We start from the raw sequence: 13556 nt of genomic DNA, 5'->3' as shown, positions 1-13556 counted from the left end.
CCGTGCAGGCTAGGTGAGGGTGACGGGCGCCATTATAAAGTGGCACCCCCTCGTCCGCCCGGTTGTAAATTCCAATGGCGGTGATAGGGCCGCGTTACAATCCTTGCCATCGCATTTGTGCTGTCCCAAGCCGCGTGGCCTTGCCCAAGCGGCACATCCGTCTCTCCGCGTCTCCCGCATGGCTCGAGCTTCCACCACTCCGACAACCCGCACCGATCCCTCCGCACTGCCGTCCCGCATTGGCCGGCTGCTGGGGGAGGTCCGCTGGTTCCTGTTGCTGGCGGTGACCATCGCCTTCCTGATCATTCTTCTGTCATACAACCGGGCCGACCCTGGTTTCACCCACGCCAGCCAGGTCGACGAGATTCGCAACCTGGGCGGCCGCGTGGGCGCGTGGCTGGCCGATCTCCTGCTGTTTGTCTTTGGCGCGTCCGCCTACTGGTGGGCGGTGCTGCTGGTGCGCAAGGTCTGGCGCGGCTGGCGCGAGCTGATGTCGGACGAGCGCCTGCCACGCACCTCCATGCCGCGTGTGGACGCCAGTGTCACGTGGATCGGCTTTGCGCTCATCCTGGCTTCCAGCATGGGTCTGGAAGCCATCCGCATGTATTCGCTGCACATGAAGCTGCCGCGTGCGCCCGGAGGTGTGCTGGGCGACGTGATCGGCGGGGCGATGCAGCATTCGCTGGGCTTTACCGGCGGCACGCTGGCGCTGCTGTTCACGTTCCTGGTCGGGCTGTCGCTGTTCTTCCATTTTTCGTGGCTGAACCTGGCCGAGCAGATTGGCGCGGGCGTCGAGATGCTGTTCGTCGGCTTCAAGACGCGCCGCGAAAGCAAACAGGACCGCGCCATTGGTGAGGCAGCCAAGGTCGAGCGCGAAGAGGTGGTCGAGACCCGCCGCGTGCGCATTGAAGAATCGCCGCCGGTGCAGATCGTGCGCCCGACCGCCGTGGTCAAGAGCGAGCGCGTGGAGCGCGAGAAGCAGCAGCCGCTGTTTGTCGATATTCACGATTCCGACCTGCCGCCGCTCGCGTTGCTCGACCCGATTCCGCCGGTTGTGGAAACCGTGAGCGCCGAGACGCTGGAATTCACGTCGCGCCTCATCGAGAAGAAGCTCAAGGATTTTGGCGTGGAAGTGCAGGTGGTGGCGGCCTATCCGGGGCCGGTCATCACGCGCTATGAGATCGAGCCTGCCACAGGCGTGAAGGGCAGCCAGATCGTCAACCTGGCCAAGGACCTTGCGCGTTCGCTGTCGCTGGTGTCGATCCGCGTGGTGGAGACGATTCCGGGCAAGAACTACATGGGTCTGGAGCTGCCGAACCCGAAGCGTCAGGCGGTGCGCCTGTCGGAGATTCTCGGCTCGCAGGTCTACAACGAGAGCGCATCGCAGCTCACGCTGGCACTGGGCAAGGACATCGCCGGCAAGCCGGTGGTGGCCGACTTGGCCAAGATGCCGCACTGCATGGTGGCCGGCACCACGGGTTCCGGTAAGTCGGTCGGCATCAATGCGATGATCCTGTCGCTGCTGTACAAGGCCAAGGCCGATGCGGTGCGCCTGATCCTGATCGACCCGAAGATGCTGGAGCTGAGCATCTACGAAGGCATTCCGCACCTGCTGTGCCCGGTCGTTACCGATATGCGCCAGGCGGGCCACGCGCTCAACTGGGCCGTGGGCGAGATGGAGCGCCGCTACAAGCTCATGAGCAAGATGGGCGTGCGCAACCTGGCCGGCTTCAACAAGAAGATCGAAGAAGCTGCGGCGCGTGAAGAGAAGATTCCCAACCCGTTCAGCCTGACGCCAGATGCGCCGGAGCCGCTCGACAAGCTGCCGATGATCGTCATCGTGATCGACGAACTGGCCGACCTGATGATGGTGGTCGGTAAGAAGGTCGAAGAGCTGATCGCGCGGATTGCCCAGAAGGCGCGTGCCGCCGGCATCCACCTGGTGCTGGCGACGCAGCGTCCGTCGGTGGACGTGATTACGGGCCTGATCAAGGCCAACGTGCCGACGCGGATCGCCTTCCAGGTCAGCAGCAAGATCGACTCGCGCACCATCCTGGACCAGCAGGGCGCCGAAGCGCTGCTGGGCATGGGCGACATGCTGTATCTGGCGCCCGGCACGGGCTTGCCGGTACGCGTGCACGGCGCGTTCGTGTCGGACGAGGAAGTCCACCGCATTGTCGATAACCTCAAATCGCAAGGCGAGCCGAACTACATCGAAGGCATCCTCGAAGGCGGCGTGGCCGATGGCGAGGGCGGCGGCGATGGCTTTGGCGGCGGCGCGGGACTTGTCGGTGCGGGCGGCGGCGAGGCCGATCCGCTGTACGACCAGGCCGTCGACGTGGTGCTCAAGAATCGCCGCGCGTCGATCTCGCTGGTGCAGCGTCACCTGCGCATCGGTTACAACCGCGCCGCACGCCTGCTCGAAGACATGGAAAAGGCGGGGCTCGTGTCCGCCATGTCAGGCAACGGCAACCGCGAAATCCTGGCGCCCAACCGCAACGGCAACGTCGTCGAAGAGGAATGACGCTGCCCGCATTTGCAGTTACATCGCGTTACCGCGCGGACGGAATGTTCGGGCGCAGCCGGCCACTAACAACAAGATCAACTGAAACCGGGATTCCTATGTTTGTGTTGAAAGCACGTCACCTGATGGCCGCCGGGCTGGTTTCGCTGGCGGCATGGTCCGCCGGCGCCTATGCGGGCGCGGTCGAACAGCTCAACGCCTTCGTGAGCAACGTCAGCACCGCGCGTGGCGAGTTCGTGCAGCGGCAAGTGAAGGGCGGCACCAACGGCAGCCCGCTACGCGTGGCCGGGACGTCCAATGGCGATTTCGTCTTCTCGCGCCCGGGCCGCTTTGTCTGGCGCTATGTGAAGCCGTACGAGCAGCAGCTCTCGGCCGACGGCCAGATGCTCTACATCTTCGACAAGGACCTGAACCAGATCACGGAGCGCAAGCTTGATGCGTCGCTGGGTTCCAGCCCCGCCGCCATCCTGTTCGGCAGCAACGATCTGGCGAAGAACTTCACGCTCAAGGAGGGTGGCACCAAGGACGGTATCGACTGGGCCGAACTCACCCCCAAGGCAAAGGACACCCAGTTCGAGCGCATCGCCATCGGCTTTCGCAGCGGCGAGCTGCAGGGGATGGAGCTGCGCGACGCCTTTGGCAACACCACCCTGCTGACGTTCTCGAACATCCAGAAGAATCCGCAACTGCCGGCCAACGTGTTCCGCTTTACGCCGCCCAAAGGGGCTGACGTCATCAAGCAATGACGCGTGCAGGCCGGCGCCGTTGCTGTCCTCGACAAGGAGACCGACCATGCCTTTGCCGTTCACCACGTCGCTGCACCGTGCAGCCGCTGTTGCCGTTGCAGCGTCAGCGGCGGCCGTCTTCGCGGGATGTGCCTCCACCGGTGCGTCCCGTTTTGACGTCGATTCGTTCCTCACCGCGCCAGACACGGTTCTGGCCGAGGCCTTGGTCAACAAGGATTTCCTGCACGCGACCGAACTGCCCGGCGCCGAGTGCAGCGCATTGGTGAAGGGCCACGCCGGGCAGGTCGTGCCGATCCAGGCGCCGGCTGATCCGCGCCTGCCCGAGGCTTCGGCGCGTCAGCCGTTCGTGATTCAGCCGCCGGCTAGCGAGAACGTCTGGCTGCTGCTGCGCTCGCCCAACGGTGCGCAATCGTGTCATGGGCCGCTGCCGGCCAAGGCGTTCATGGGGCTGGTGCAGCGGGCATCGAACTGACGGCTTGACCGCCTTTTCAGGCGTGGGCCGCTTTCATGTCGGCAATAAAGGCGGCCAGCAGATCATTGCGCCGGGCGTCGCGGCGCACCACCATGTCAAACGGCACCTCGTAGCGCATGGCTGCAGGTGCCAACGGCGTCAGTAGGCCTTGGGCTACATAGGGCGCCGCAAAGTGCTCTGGCAGGTAGCCTAGGTGCCGGCCCGAAAGCACCAGCATTGCCACCGCTTCCATGTTGTCTGCCACCGCAGTCACCGGCCGCTCGGCCGGCGATCCCGCCGCTTCGGGCAGCGGATAGCTGCGCCACGCCCACGCGTGCGCCAGTGCCTGCGCGGGCGTCACGTCCCCAGCCTTGCTGAACAGCGGATGACCACGCCCCGCATACGCAAGCTGCGTCTCGTGGAAGATCGTCGTGTAGTCCAGCGCCGGCACGCGGTGCCAGAAATAGCCGATGGCCATGTGGATTTTGTTGTCCAGCAGCAATCCCTCGAGTTCACCGGGCGGCCGTACCGACACCGTGAAATGAACGGATTCATCGCGCTGACGAAAGCGCTCGATGGCCTGGCTGATGCGCGCATTCGCATTCACGGGCGCATGGCCGATCAAGCCGAGATTCAACGTTCCGACCAGCGTGCGGCCCACTTTGCGAGCCTCTGCACTGAAGACGTCGAGTGCGCCCAGCAGCTTGCGTGCGGAATCAACGAACCGTTCTCCGCGCGCGGTGAGCCGGAAGCCGCTGCGGCCACGTTCGCATAGCCGATAGCCGAGTCGCGTCTCGAGTGTGGACAGCTGGGTGCTGATGGTCGATTGCCCCACGTTCAGCGTTGCCTGGGCAGGGGTGATGCCGCCCGCGTCAACCACGGCAAGAAACACGCGGATCAGTCGCAGATCAAGATCGGAAGGTTGTCCCAGCACGGCGGTGAATACATCGATTGAAATCGATGTTTAAGTCGGAGATTTCGCATTCTACGCACGAAATCGATCGGCAAAAATACAGGCTATATCCACTCATTACATCGCCTGAAGACGATGTGATACTTCGACTGCCATGAACGACTGCGCCAACCTCTTTCAGCCCGCCTCGGGCAATGCCATGCCGCGCTTTGGCGGTATTGCCACCATGATGCGGCTGCCCGCCGCAGCGTCATCGGCGGGGCTGGACGCCTGCTTTGTCGGCGTGCCGTTCGACCTGGGCACGTCCAATCGCAACGGCGCGCGGCTGGGGCCACGGCAGATCCGAGCAGAATCCGTCCTCCTGCGGCCGTACAACATGGCCACGCGCGCCGCGCCGTTCGACTCGCTGCGCGTGGCCGACATCGGCGACGTGCCGACCAACCCATACAACCTGCATGACTCGATCGCGCGCATCGAGGCGGCTTACCGGGAGATCATCGCCGGCGGGTGCCGGCCGATCGGCCTGGGCGGCGATCACACCGTCACGCTGCCCATCCTGCGCGCCATGCATGCCAAGTACGGCCGCATTGGCCTGATCCACGTGGACGCGCATGCCGACGTCAACGACACCATGTTCGGCGAGAAGATCGCGCACGGCACGCCATTTCGCCGCGCGGTGGAAGAAGGGCTCCTCGATTGCAACCGCGTGGCGCAGATCGGGCTGCGCGGGACCGGCTACGAGGCCGAAGATTTCGACTGGTGCCGCGAACAGGGCTTTCGCGTGGTAACGGCCGAGGAATGCTGGCACCGATCGCTCGTGCCGCTCATGGAAGAGGTGCGCGCTCGCGTGCAGGGCGGCCCGGTCTACATCAGTTTCGACATCGACGGTATCGACCCCGCCTATGCGCCGGGTACCGGCACGCCGGAGATTGGCGGCCTGACCGTGCCGCAAGCGCTGGAGATCGTGCGCTGCGCACGCGGTCTCGACATCGTCGGTGCAGATCTCGTCGAGGTGTCCCCGCCGTATGACCCGTTCGGGACGACGGCGCTGCTTGGCGCCAATCTCGCGTTCGAGCTGCTGTGCGTGCTGCCGGGCGTCGAATACCGCGCCTGACGCGATACCCACAAAAACGGAGAGGAGACCCATGCAGACAACGCAATCGACGGCCCAGCCGCGCCGTGCGGCGATGGCATCGTTCATCGGCACCACGATCGAGTGGTACGACTTCTACAGCTACGCCACGGCGGCGGCGCTTGTCTTCGGGCCGCTGTTCTTCCCGGGAGAGAACCGCTTGCTGGGGCTGCTGGCCTCGTTCGGCTCGTTCGCCATCGGCTTCCTCGCCCGGCCCATCGGCGGCGTGCTGTTCGGCCGCATCGGCGACAAGCTCGGCCGCAAGCGCGCGCTCATGGGCACGCTCACCCTCATGGCCGTCGCCACCGTGCTGATCGGTTGTCTGCCCACCTATGCGCAGGCCGGGTGGATTGCGCCGGTCGCGCTGGTGGCGTTGCGTGTGTTGCAAGGCATTGCCGTGGGCGGCGAGTGGGGCGGCGCGGTGCTGCTGGCCGGCGAGCATGCGCCGAAAGGCCGGCGTACGTTCTTCGCTTCGTTCGCCCAGCTTGGCAGCGCCGGTGGCCTGATCCTGTCGATGCTGGCGTTCTCGGCCGTCAGCCGGCTCGAGCCGGAAGCCTTCCTGGCGTGGGGCTGGCGCCTGCCGTTCCTGGCAAGTGCCGTGCTGCTGGCCGTGGGCTTTGTGATCCGCATGTCGGTCAATGAATCGCCGGAGTTCGAGGCGATGCGGGCCTCCGGCGACGTGGCGAAGCAGCCGCTGGCGGAGGCCCTCAAGGCATGGCCGCTGATCGCGCTGGCCATTGGCGCCAACGTGTACGGCATCGCTGGCGTCTACTTCAGCAACATCTTCATGATTTCGTATGCCACGCAGTATCTGCAGCTCAGTCGCGCGATGATTCTCGACTGCATGTTCTGGGTGGCCGTGCTGCAGTTCTTCGTGCAGCTCGGCGCAGCCACGCTGGCCGACCGTTTCGGGGCGCGCCGCATGCTGGTCGTTCTCGCTGCCTTCGCGGTGGTCGTACCGTTCATCATGCTTCCACTGGTCCGCATGGGCGAGGCGCATACCGTGTTTGCAGGGGTGGCCATCGCCACGCTGGCCGAGTCCGGCTATTACGCGATCATTGCGGGCTTTGTCAGCGGCATGTTTGCGGCGCGCATCCGCTATACGGCGATCTCGTTGTCGTATCAAGTCTGCGGCGCATTTGCTGGCGGCCTGACACCGCTGCTTGCCACGGTGCTTGCAGATCGCTTCTTCCCACTGTGGTGGCCCATGGCGGTTTTCTATGCCGGCTTTGCGGCGCTGTCTCTGGTGTGCGTTGTATGGATCGGCCGGGCCCGACCGATCGCCGAGGAATCGGCATTGGACACACGCGCCGCCTGATCCGCCGTGGAAACCGGTCGGCCGGCGGATTCTGCGACAATCCCCGCATGAACGCCTCCGCATCTCTCTTTCCGGACGCGCCCGCCCACATGCCGCTGGCCGAGCGCCTTCGCCCGCATTCTGTCGACGAAGTGATCGGCCAGCAGCATCTGCTGGGGCCGGGCAAGCCGCTGCGCGTGGCCTTCGCTTCTGGCGAGCCGCATTCGATGATCCTCTGGGGCCCGCCCGGCGTTGGAAAGACCACGCTGGCCCGATTGATGGCCGACGCGTTTGATGCGGAATTCATCGCGCTGTCGGCCGTGCTCTCCGGGGTGAAGGACATTCGCGAGGCCGTCGAGCGCGCAGAGCAATTCCGCGCCAATGGTCGCCGCACGCTCGTGTTCGTCGACGAAGTTCATCGCTTCAATAAAAGCCAGCAAGACGCATTTCTACCGCACGTCGAAAGCGGGCTGTTCACCTTCATCGGCGCGACGACGGAGAATCCCTCGTTCGAGGTGAACGGTGCATTGCTCTCGCGTGCCGCGGTGTATGTGCTCAAGAGCCTGTCTGACGATGAGCTCAAGCAGTTGGCCGAACGGGCGCGCCAGGAGCTGGGCGGATTGGATTGGGCGCCCGCCGCAGTCGACGCCATCGTCGCCTCCGCCGATGGCGATGGCCGCAAGCTGCTCAACAACATTGAAATCGTCACGCGCGCCGCGCGTTCGCAGGCTGAGGGCGATGCGGTTCCGGTGGTCGACGAGGCACTGCTGGCATCGGCGTTATCGGAAAACCTGCGCCGCTTCGACAAGGGCGGTGACGCCTTCTACGACCAGATCAGTGCGCTGCATAAATCCGTGCGTGGGTCCGATCCGGACGGCGCGCTTTACTGGTTCTGCCGCATGCTCGACGGTGGCGCCGACCCGCGCTATCTCGCACGCCGCATCGTGCGCATGGCGTGGGAAGACATCGGCCTGGCCGATCCGCGTGCCGGGCGCATCACGCTCGACGCGGCGGAAACGTACGAGCGTCTGGGCTCACCGGAAGGCGAGCTGGCGTTGGCCCAGGCGGTGATCTACCTAGCCATCGCACCGAAGTCGAATGCCGGCTACAACGCCTACAACGCCGCGCGCACCTTCGTCAGCCAGGACAAGTCGCGCAACGTGCCCGTGCACCTGCGCAATGCGCCGACCAAGCTGATGAAAGAACTCGGCTACGGCCACGCCTACCGCTACGCGCATGACGAGCCCGAGGCCTACGCCGCCGGCGAAACCTACTTCCCCGACGATTTGCCCCCGCAGAACTGGTACGTGCCGACGCCGCGTGGCCTGGAAGGCAAGATCGGTGAGAAGCTGCGGCACCTGCGCGAGCTGGATGCGCAGTGGCATGCCGAGCAGGACAAATCCTCTCGCAACAAATAATCCCGACGGGCCGGTACGATAAAATCGGCGTTTCCGATCGTTCAGATCGCTCGCCATCTTCGGTTTCTTTTTTCCCACCATGCTTGATATCCAACTGCTGCGCAAAGACATCGACGCCGTCGCCGCGCGCCTCAAAGATCGTGGCTACGTGCTCGACGTGGCCGGCTTTGCCGCGCTCGAAGCGGAACGCAAGGCCATCCAGACCCGCACCGAAGAGCTGCAGGCCCGCCGCAACAGCCTGTCCAAGCAGATTGGCATGCTCAAGGGCAAGGGCGAGGATGCATCTGGCGTGATGGCTGAGGTGTCGGGCATTGGCGACGAGCTGAAGGCGTCTGCCGCGCAACTCGACGTGGTACAGGCCAAGATGCAGGACCTGATGCTGTCGATCCCGAACCTGCCGCACGAAAGCGTGCCGGCCGGCCGCGATGAAACGCAGAACGTGGAAGTGCGTCGCGAAGGCACGCCGCGCGCATTCGACTTTCCGGTGAAGGACCACGTGGACCTGGGCGCCGCATTGGGGCTGGATTTTGACGCGGGCGCCAAGCTGTCGGGTGCGCGATTCACCGTCCTGAAAGGGCAGGTGGCGCGTCTGCATCGTGCGCTCGCGCAGTTCATGCTCGACACGCACACGCTGGAGCACGGCTACACCGAGGCGTACGTGCCGTACATCGTCAACGCCGCGTCGATGCGTGGCACCGGCCAGTTGCCGAAGTTCGAGGAAGACCTGTTCCGCGTGCCGCGCAAGATGGGGCACAGCGCCGAAGGGGAAGACGGCGAGCGCGTCGAGAATTTCTACCTGATCCCGACCGCAGAGGTGCCGCTGACAAACCTCGTGCGCGATGAGATCGTTGCTGCGGACGCCTTGCCGATGATGTTTGCGGCGCATTCGCCGTGCTTCCGTTCGGAGGCCGGTTCGTACGGCAAGGACACGCGCGGCATGATCCGCCAGCACCAGTTCGACAAGGTCGAGATGGTGCAGATTGTGCAGCCCGAAGCCTCGGCCGCCGCGCTGGACGCCATGACCAACTGCGCCGAGAACATCCTGCGCAAGTTGGAGCTGCCGTTCCGCACCGTCGTGCTGTGTACGGGCGACATGGGCTTCGGCAGCACCAAGACGTACGACATCGAGGTGTGGATCCCGGCGCAGAACACGTACCGCGAGATCAGCTCGTGCTCGAACATGGGCGACTTCCAGGCGCGCCGGATGCAAGCGCGTTTCCGCAACGCGCAGGGCAAGCCGGAGCTGGTGCACACGCTCAACGGCTCGGGCCTCGCCGTGGGCCGTACGCTGGTGGCCGTGCTGGAGAACTACCAGAACGCGGATGGCTCGGTCACGGTGCCGACGGTACTGCGCCCGTATCTGGGCGGCCAGGAAGTGCTGAAACCGGCAGTTTGATGAGTTATGCCGACCCCCTTGATCGGGCCGGAAAAACTTTGTTATACTCGCGGTTTCGCGATTCAGCGACCCAGTTACCGGAGAGGTGGCAGAGTGGTCGAATGTACCTGACTCGAAATCAGGCGTACCGGCGACGGTACCGTGGGTTCGAATCCCACCCTCTCCGCCAGCAGTAGCAAAAGCCCCTTGGTTTTCCGACCAAGGGGCTTTTTGTTTGGCGTCTAGATTTCGTCTGGCGAAACGGCGTCGCCACCGGCGGTCACGCCGCGCGGCCGGCCGCCCGCGCCAACATGTTTTCGATCTGCTGGTCCTTCTCTTCCCAGAGCTGAGCGAGCCAGCGGTGGAAATCGCTGCGGAAGGCGGCGTCGGTGCTGTAGTCGTGCGTGCAGAAATCCGGCGGGATCGGCAGCTCGCGAATATGCACCATCACTCGGCCGGCCGTGCCACAGGCCAGCTGCCAGAAGCTCGGTGTGCCGTCCGGATAGGCAATGCTGATATCGAGCAGCGACTGGAACCGTCCACCCATGGCGTTGAGCGTCAAGGCCAGGGCGCCGGCCTTCGGCTTGAGCAGATGGCGATAGGGGGACGACTGCGTCCGGTGCTTTGCCGGCGTGTACCGCGTGCCTTCGGCAAAGTTCATGACGCTGGTCGGCACATGGGCGAACTTGGCGCACGCGCGACGCGTGGTTTCGCGGTCTTGATTGCGCAGCTCGGGGTGTTTGCGCAGCGCCGCTTTGGAGTGCCGACGCATGAACGGGAAATCCAGCGCCCACCAGGCCAGGCCGATGACCGGCACGTAGATCAGCTGCTGCTTGAGGAAGAACTTGAGCAGCGGGATTCGCCGGTTCAACACCCGCTGCAGCACAAAGATGTCCACCCAAGACCGATGGTTGCAGTTGACGAGGTACCAGCCCGCGTAGCGCAGGTTGTCGGCGCCTTCCACGCTCCACGGCTCGCGTTGCAGTACGCCGATCCAGGCATTGTTGCAACCGATCCAGCACGTGGCGACCCAGTTGAGCATGGGGTCGATCCGGCGGCGGACGGCCGCTGCCGGCACCAGCAGCTTGAACGCCGAGAGCGTGAACAGTGGCACGCTCCAGAACAGCGTGTTCAGGGCCAGCAGGATTGAGCTGAGCATGCCCCGTACAAAGGCAGGCAGGACGCGAATCAAGGCACCTCCAATGAGCGCTGCCGGGTGGCTCCGGCAGACAGGAATCGTGATGTTGAGGATACGCGAGCGTAGCGCGGTTCGGCCGGCCCGACCATGCGCTGCGTCAGGATTCACGCTTTGTATCTGAGGGCGAAAAAAAACCCTTGGTTTTGGCCAAGGGTTTTTCCTGCTCAGGACCAGCTCAGAATGAATGCTTCAGCCCCACACCTGCCAGCACCGTCTTGGCGCCCGGCGCCGTGCCGCCTGCAACGATCGACGTCTTGAGGCTCTCCAGCGGGTCGGCCGCGCCCACCGCGCCCGCATTCACGTACACGAGCTGCGCATACAGCGTGGTGCGTTTGGAGAATGCGTAATCGTTGCTCAGCACGACCGACTTGGTCGAGCTGTCGTGGGCGCTGCTTTCGTACTTGCTGTAGTAGCCGGCCAGCGTGGCGGTATTGGCGGGGCTCCACTTGTAGTCGAGCCCGACGCCGATCGATTTGACGTCCGATACGCGTTGCCCGGTCGGCGCATTGTTGGTCACGCCGATGTAGTTCACCCGGCCCGTGAAGGCATTGAACGGCACGGCCACACCTGCGCTCCACAAGCGGCTGAGGGTCTCGCCTGTGCCGCTGTCCGCGGTTGACTGATAGCCGAGGCCGACTGTGACCGGGCCCGTATACGTTGCACCCAGCGACAGCTCATTGCCGCGCTTGAAGCTACCGGCGGTCTCGCCAAATGAATAGGCAACGCCCAGCCACACCGGGCCGAAGTTGTTGGAGTACTGCAGTGCATTGCCAATGAACACGCCGACGTCGTTGCCGGGGTTGGTGCCAGCGCCCATCGCGTTGCCCGGTGCGGGCAGTTGGTTGTATGCCCAGCCGTACAGATTCGAGAACTGCTCTTTGAAGCCGCGCGCTTCGGTGCCGATCGTGCCGATGAGCGCGGGGCTGTACTGGCGCCCCAGCGTGATCGCGCCCCAGTTGCCGCTGAGTCCAACGTTCGCTTGCCGGCGGAACAGCTCCGAGCTGAAGCCCGGGCCGGTGGTGAGCGTGCCCGTGTCGCTGCTGAAATGCCCTTCGAGGTTGAAGTTGGCCTTCATGCCGCTGCCCAGGTCTTCCGATCCCTTGAGGCCCCAGATGCTTGGGCTGATGCCGCCCGAATGCATTTCCGTGATGCTGCCGCCGGCTGCGCTGCGGTTTTGATACTGGAGTCCGGCATCGACTGTGCCGTAGATCGTGACCGACGATTGTGCGATGGCGCCGCTCGCTGCGCAGCCGAGGGCGGCAGCAAGGGCGGTCAGTACGCAGGGTCGAAGGCGTGTGTTCTGCATGTTGTCTCCGTATTGTCGTTGTGTGATGCGTCTATGGAATTGGCTCGGACGCATGCGGTGTTGGCGCCAAACACGCGGGGCGCGCGCTCAACGTCGGCGGGACTTTGCAATATGCGTACCACGACGTTCGCCGCGCATTGCACGGAGTTGCAGTCCGTTGCTTAACGTTTGCGGATGCCCGCGGCTGTGTGTGTGATGTGGCGTGGCGGGACAGTTGATGCAACACATGTCCGCTCTCTGTTGCGCAGTGGAGCAGGTGTGTCAGACCTTGGGCGCGCTTTGCATCCAGCGATCTTCGAGCTCGCGCCATGCACGTCCGACGTTCAGCGCATGGCGGGGGTCGAAGTTGCGCCAGTCGCGATAGGCGTCGCCCGGGACGTACGCGAGCGCGCGAGCTGCGTCGCCGCCGGCTTCAATGGCGCGCGTGATCGCGCTGTCGAGCATGTCGAGATAGGCGAGCGTCGGGCGCAGCATCTGCGCAGGCGTGCCGATGGCGGTGCCGACGACGATGGTGGCGGGCAATTGAACGAGCGCCTGCAATGCTTGACGCCAGCCGATCAGCGAGCCGTCCTGCAGGTCTGGAATGCGCTGCCGATACGCCAGGCCACCGGTGCACAGCACGCCGCGCTGCGGCGCGTACAGCACCGTGTCGGAAGCGCTGTGCGCAGCCGTACAGACGTGGACTTGCCACGCTGTCTTGCCGGTGTGCAGCCAGTCGCCATCGCGCAATGCGGGCTCGGGATAGACGATCTGCGTTGCGTGCATGACGCGCGCACCCAGCAGGGCGGTCAGCCGGGCCAAACAGGTTTCGCATCGCCGGCGCATCAGGTCGGCGGTGGCGGCCGATGCCAGGAACGCAGGGCGTGGCTGCAGTTGTGCGAACGCCGCGTTGGCGAGCACGTGCTCCGGGTGCGCGTGCGTGTTGACCACCCAGCGGATGGGTTCGGCCGTGATGTGCCGGATGGCCGCGATCAGATGGTGTCCCCATCGCGCGTGCGGGCCCGGGTCCACCACGAGAACGCCGTTGCCGGTCGTGTGTACCAGCGTGGGTACGACTTCTCCGGCATTCGCGCGCGAGGCTTCTGCGTTGACGGCGCGCGCAGCATACAGGCCATCCTGCAGGCGCAACAGCGTAACGCGAGCGGGTGTCGCAGACGCCGTCGGCGCCGGATTGATCAGGGTCGCGAGCATGATGC

General features: G+C 64.7%; 11 protein-coding genes and 1 tRNA gene. 8 read left to right on the top strand and 4 right to left on the bottom strand.

The features are described from left to right. Nucleotides 1–178 precede the first annotated feature (178 nt). The 3 genes from ACTJK6_RS14650 (at nucleotide 179) to ACTJK6_RS14640 (ending at nucleotide 3742) form a co-directional block, all read left to right on the top strand. A complete protein-coding gene (locus tag ACTJK6_RS14650) occupies nucleotides 179–2524 on the top strand; it encodes a DNA translocase FtsK (RefSeq protein WP_440839452.1) in 2346 nt (781 codons plus the stop codon). A gap of 98 nt (nucleotides 2525–2622) precedes the next feature. Then, nucleotides 2623–3270, top strand: coding sequence for an outer membrane lipoprotein chaperone LolA (gene lolA, locus ACTJK6_RS14645; protein ID WP_260801957.1), 648 nt, complete (start codon nucleotides 2623–2625; stop codon nucleotides 3268–3270). A gap of 46 nt (nucleotides 3271–3316) precedes the next feature. Beyond that, on the top strand, nucleotides 3317–3742 hold the full coding sequence (locus ACTJK6_RS14640) for a hypothetical protein (RefSeq protein WP_260801956.1): 426 nt from the start codon (nucleotides 3317–3319) through the stop codon (nucleotides 3740–3742). A gap of 16 nt (nucleotides 3743–3758) precedes the next feature. Here the strand turns inward: ACTJK6_RS14640 and ACTJK6_RS14635 are convergent, their stop codons facing one another. Beyond that, entirely contained in the window at nucleotides 3759–4655 is an 897-nt protein-coding gene (locus ACTJK6_RS14635) for a LysR family transcriptional regulator (RefSeq protein ID WP_232040702.1), read from the bottom strand. Nucleotides 4656–4788: 133 nt separating this feature from the next. On the opposite strand from ACTJK6_RS14635, the gene speB reads away from it, so the two are divergent. The 5 genes from speB (at nucleotide 4789) to ACTJK6_RS14610 (ending at nucleotide 10046) form a co-directional block, all read left to right on the top strand. Next, complete coding sequence (gene speB / locus ACTJK6_RS14630; RefSeq protein WP_440839451.1) at nucleotides 4789–5748, top strand: agmatinase; 960 nt, start codon at nucleotides 4789–4791, stop codon at nucleotides 5746–5748. 31 nt (nucleotides 5749–5779) lie between these two features. Continuing rightward, entirely contained in the window at nucleotides 5780–7084 is a 1305-nt protein-coding gene (locus ACTJK6_RS14625; protein WP_440839449.1) for an MFS transporter, read from the top strand. A gap of 89 nt (nucleotides 7085–7173) precedes the next feature. Further along, nucleotides 7174–8481 (top strand): replication-associated recombination protein A, encoded by a 1308-nt coding sequence (locus tag ACTJK6_RS14620; protein ID WP_433867588.1) that lies wholly within the window; start codon nucleotides 7174–7176, stop codon nucleotides 8479–8481. Nucleotides 8482–8560: 79 nt separating this feature from the next. Further along, a complete protein-coding gene (gene serS / locus ACTJK6_RS14615; protein ID WP_232040699.1) occupies nucleotides 8561–9877 on the top strand; it encodes a serine--tRNA ligase in 1317 nt (438 codons plus the stop codon). A gap of 79 nt (nucleotides 9878–9956) precedes the next feature. Next, nucleotides 9957–10046 (top strand) — tRNA-Ser (locus tag ACTJK6_RS14610). A 90-nt stretch (nucleotides 10047–10136) separates the two neighbouring features. Here the strand turns inward: ACTJK6_RS14610 and ACTJK6_RS14605 are convergent. The 3 genes from ACTJK6_RS14605 to ACTJK6_RS14595 all read right to left on the bottom strand — a co-directional run bounded on the left by ACTJK6_RS14605 (nucleotide 10137) and on the right by ACTJK6_RS14595 (nucleotide 13551). After that, the gene (locus ACTJK6_RS14605) at nucleotides 10137–11048 is read right to left on the bottom strand and encodes an acyltransferase (RefSeq protein WP_260801952.1); all 912 of its coding nucleotides are present in this window, start codon (nucleotides 11046–11048) and stop codon (nucleotides 10137–10139) included. A 181-nt stretch (nucleotides 11049–11229) separates the two neighbouring features. After that, nucleotides 11230–12360: a porin gene (locus ACTJK6_RS14600; RefSeq protein ID WP_232040697.1), complete on the bottom strand. Its 1131-nt coding sequence runs from the start codon at nucleotides 12358–12360 to the stop codon at nucleotides 11230–11232. A gap of 261 nt (nucleotides 12361–12621) precedes the next feature. Further along, nucleotides 12622–13551, bottom strand: a complete 930-nt coding sequence (locus tag ACTJK6_RS14595; RefSeq protein WP_440839448.1) for an MBL fold metallo-hydrolase — start codon at nucleotides 13549–13551, stop codon at nucleotides 12622–12624. Between the last annotated feature and the right edge of the window lie 5 nt (nucleotides 13552–13556).

This window comes from Ralstonia sp. 22086, assembly GCF_052045975.1.
GTDB lineage: Bacteria > Pseudomonadota > Gammaproteobacteria > Burkholderiales > Burkholderiaceae > Ralstonia > Ralstonia wenshanensis.
Note: the sequence above shows the minus strand (reverse complement) of the source record. Positions and strands in the feature narration are given on the sequence as shown.

Bases quoted from the DNA above. Each gene is read 5' to 3' on its own strand.
- ACTJK6_RS14650 (WP_440839452.1), top strand. From the start codon at position 179: ATGGCTCGAGCTTCCACCACTCCGACAACCCGCACCGATCCCTCCGCA.
- lolA (WP_260801957.1), top strand. From the start codon at position 2,623: ATGTTTGTGTTGAAAGCACGTCACCTGATGGCCGCCGGGCTGGTTTCG.
- ACTJK6_RS14640 (WP_260801956.1), top strand. From the start codon at position 3,317: ATGCCTTTGCCGTTCACCACGTCGCTGCACCGTGCAGCCGCTGTTGCC.
- speB (WP_440839451.1), top strand. From the start codon at position 4,789: ATGAACGACTGCGCCAACCTCTTTCAGCCCGCCTCGGGCAATGCCATG.
- ACTJK6_RS14625 (WP_440839449.1), top strand. From the start codon at position 5,780: ATGCAGACAACGCAATCGACGGCCCAGCCGCGCCGTGCGGCGATGGCA.
- ACTJK6_RS14620 (WP_433867588.1), top strand. From the start codon at position 7,174: ATGCCGCTGGCCGAGCGCCTTCGCCCGCATTCTGTCGACGAAGTGATC.
- serS (WP_232040699.1), top strand. From the start codon at position 8,561: ATGCTTGATATCCAACTGCTGCGCAAAGACATCGACGCCGTCGCCGCG.
- ACTJK6_RS14600 (WP_232040697.1), bottom strand. From the start codon at position 12,360: ATGCAGAACACACGCCTTCGACCCTGCGTACTGACCGCCCTTGCTGCC.
- ACTJK6_RS14595 (WP_440839448.1), bottom strand. From the start codon at position 13,551: ATGCTCGCGACCCTGATCAATCCGGCGCCGACGGCGTCTGCGACACCC.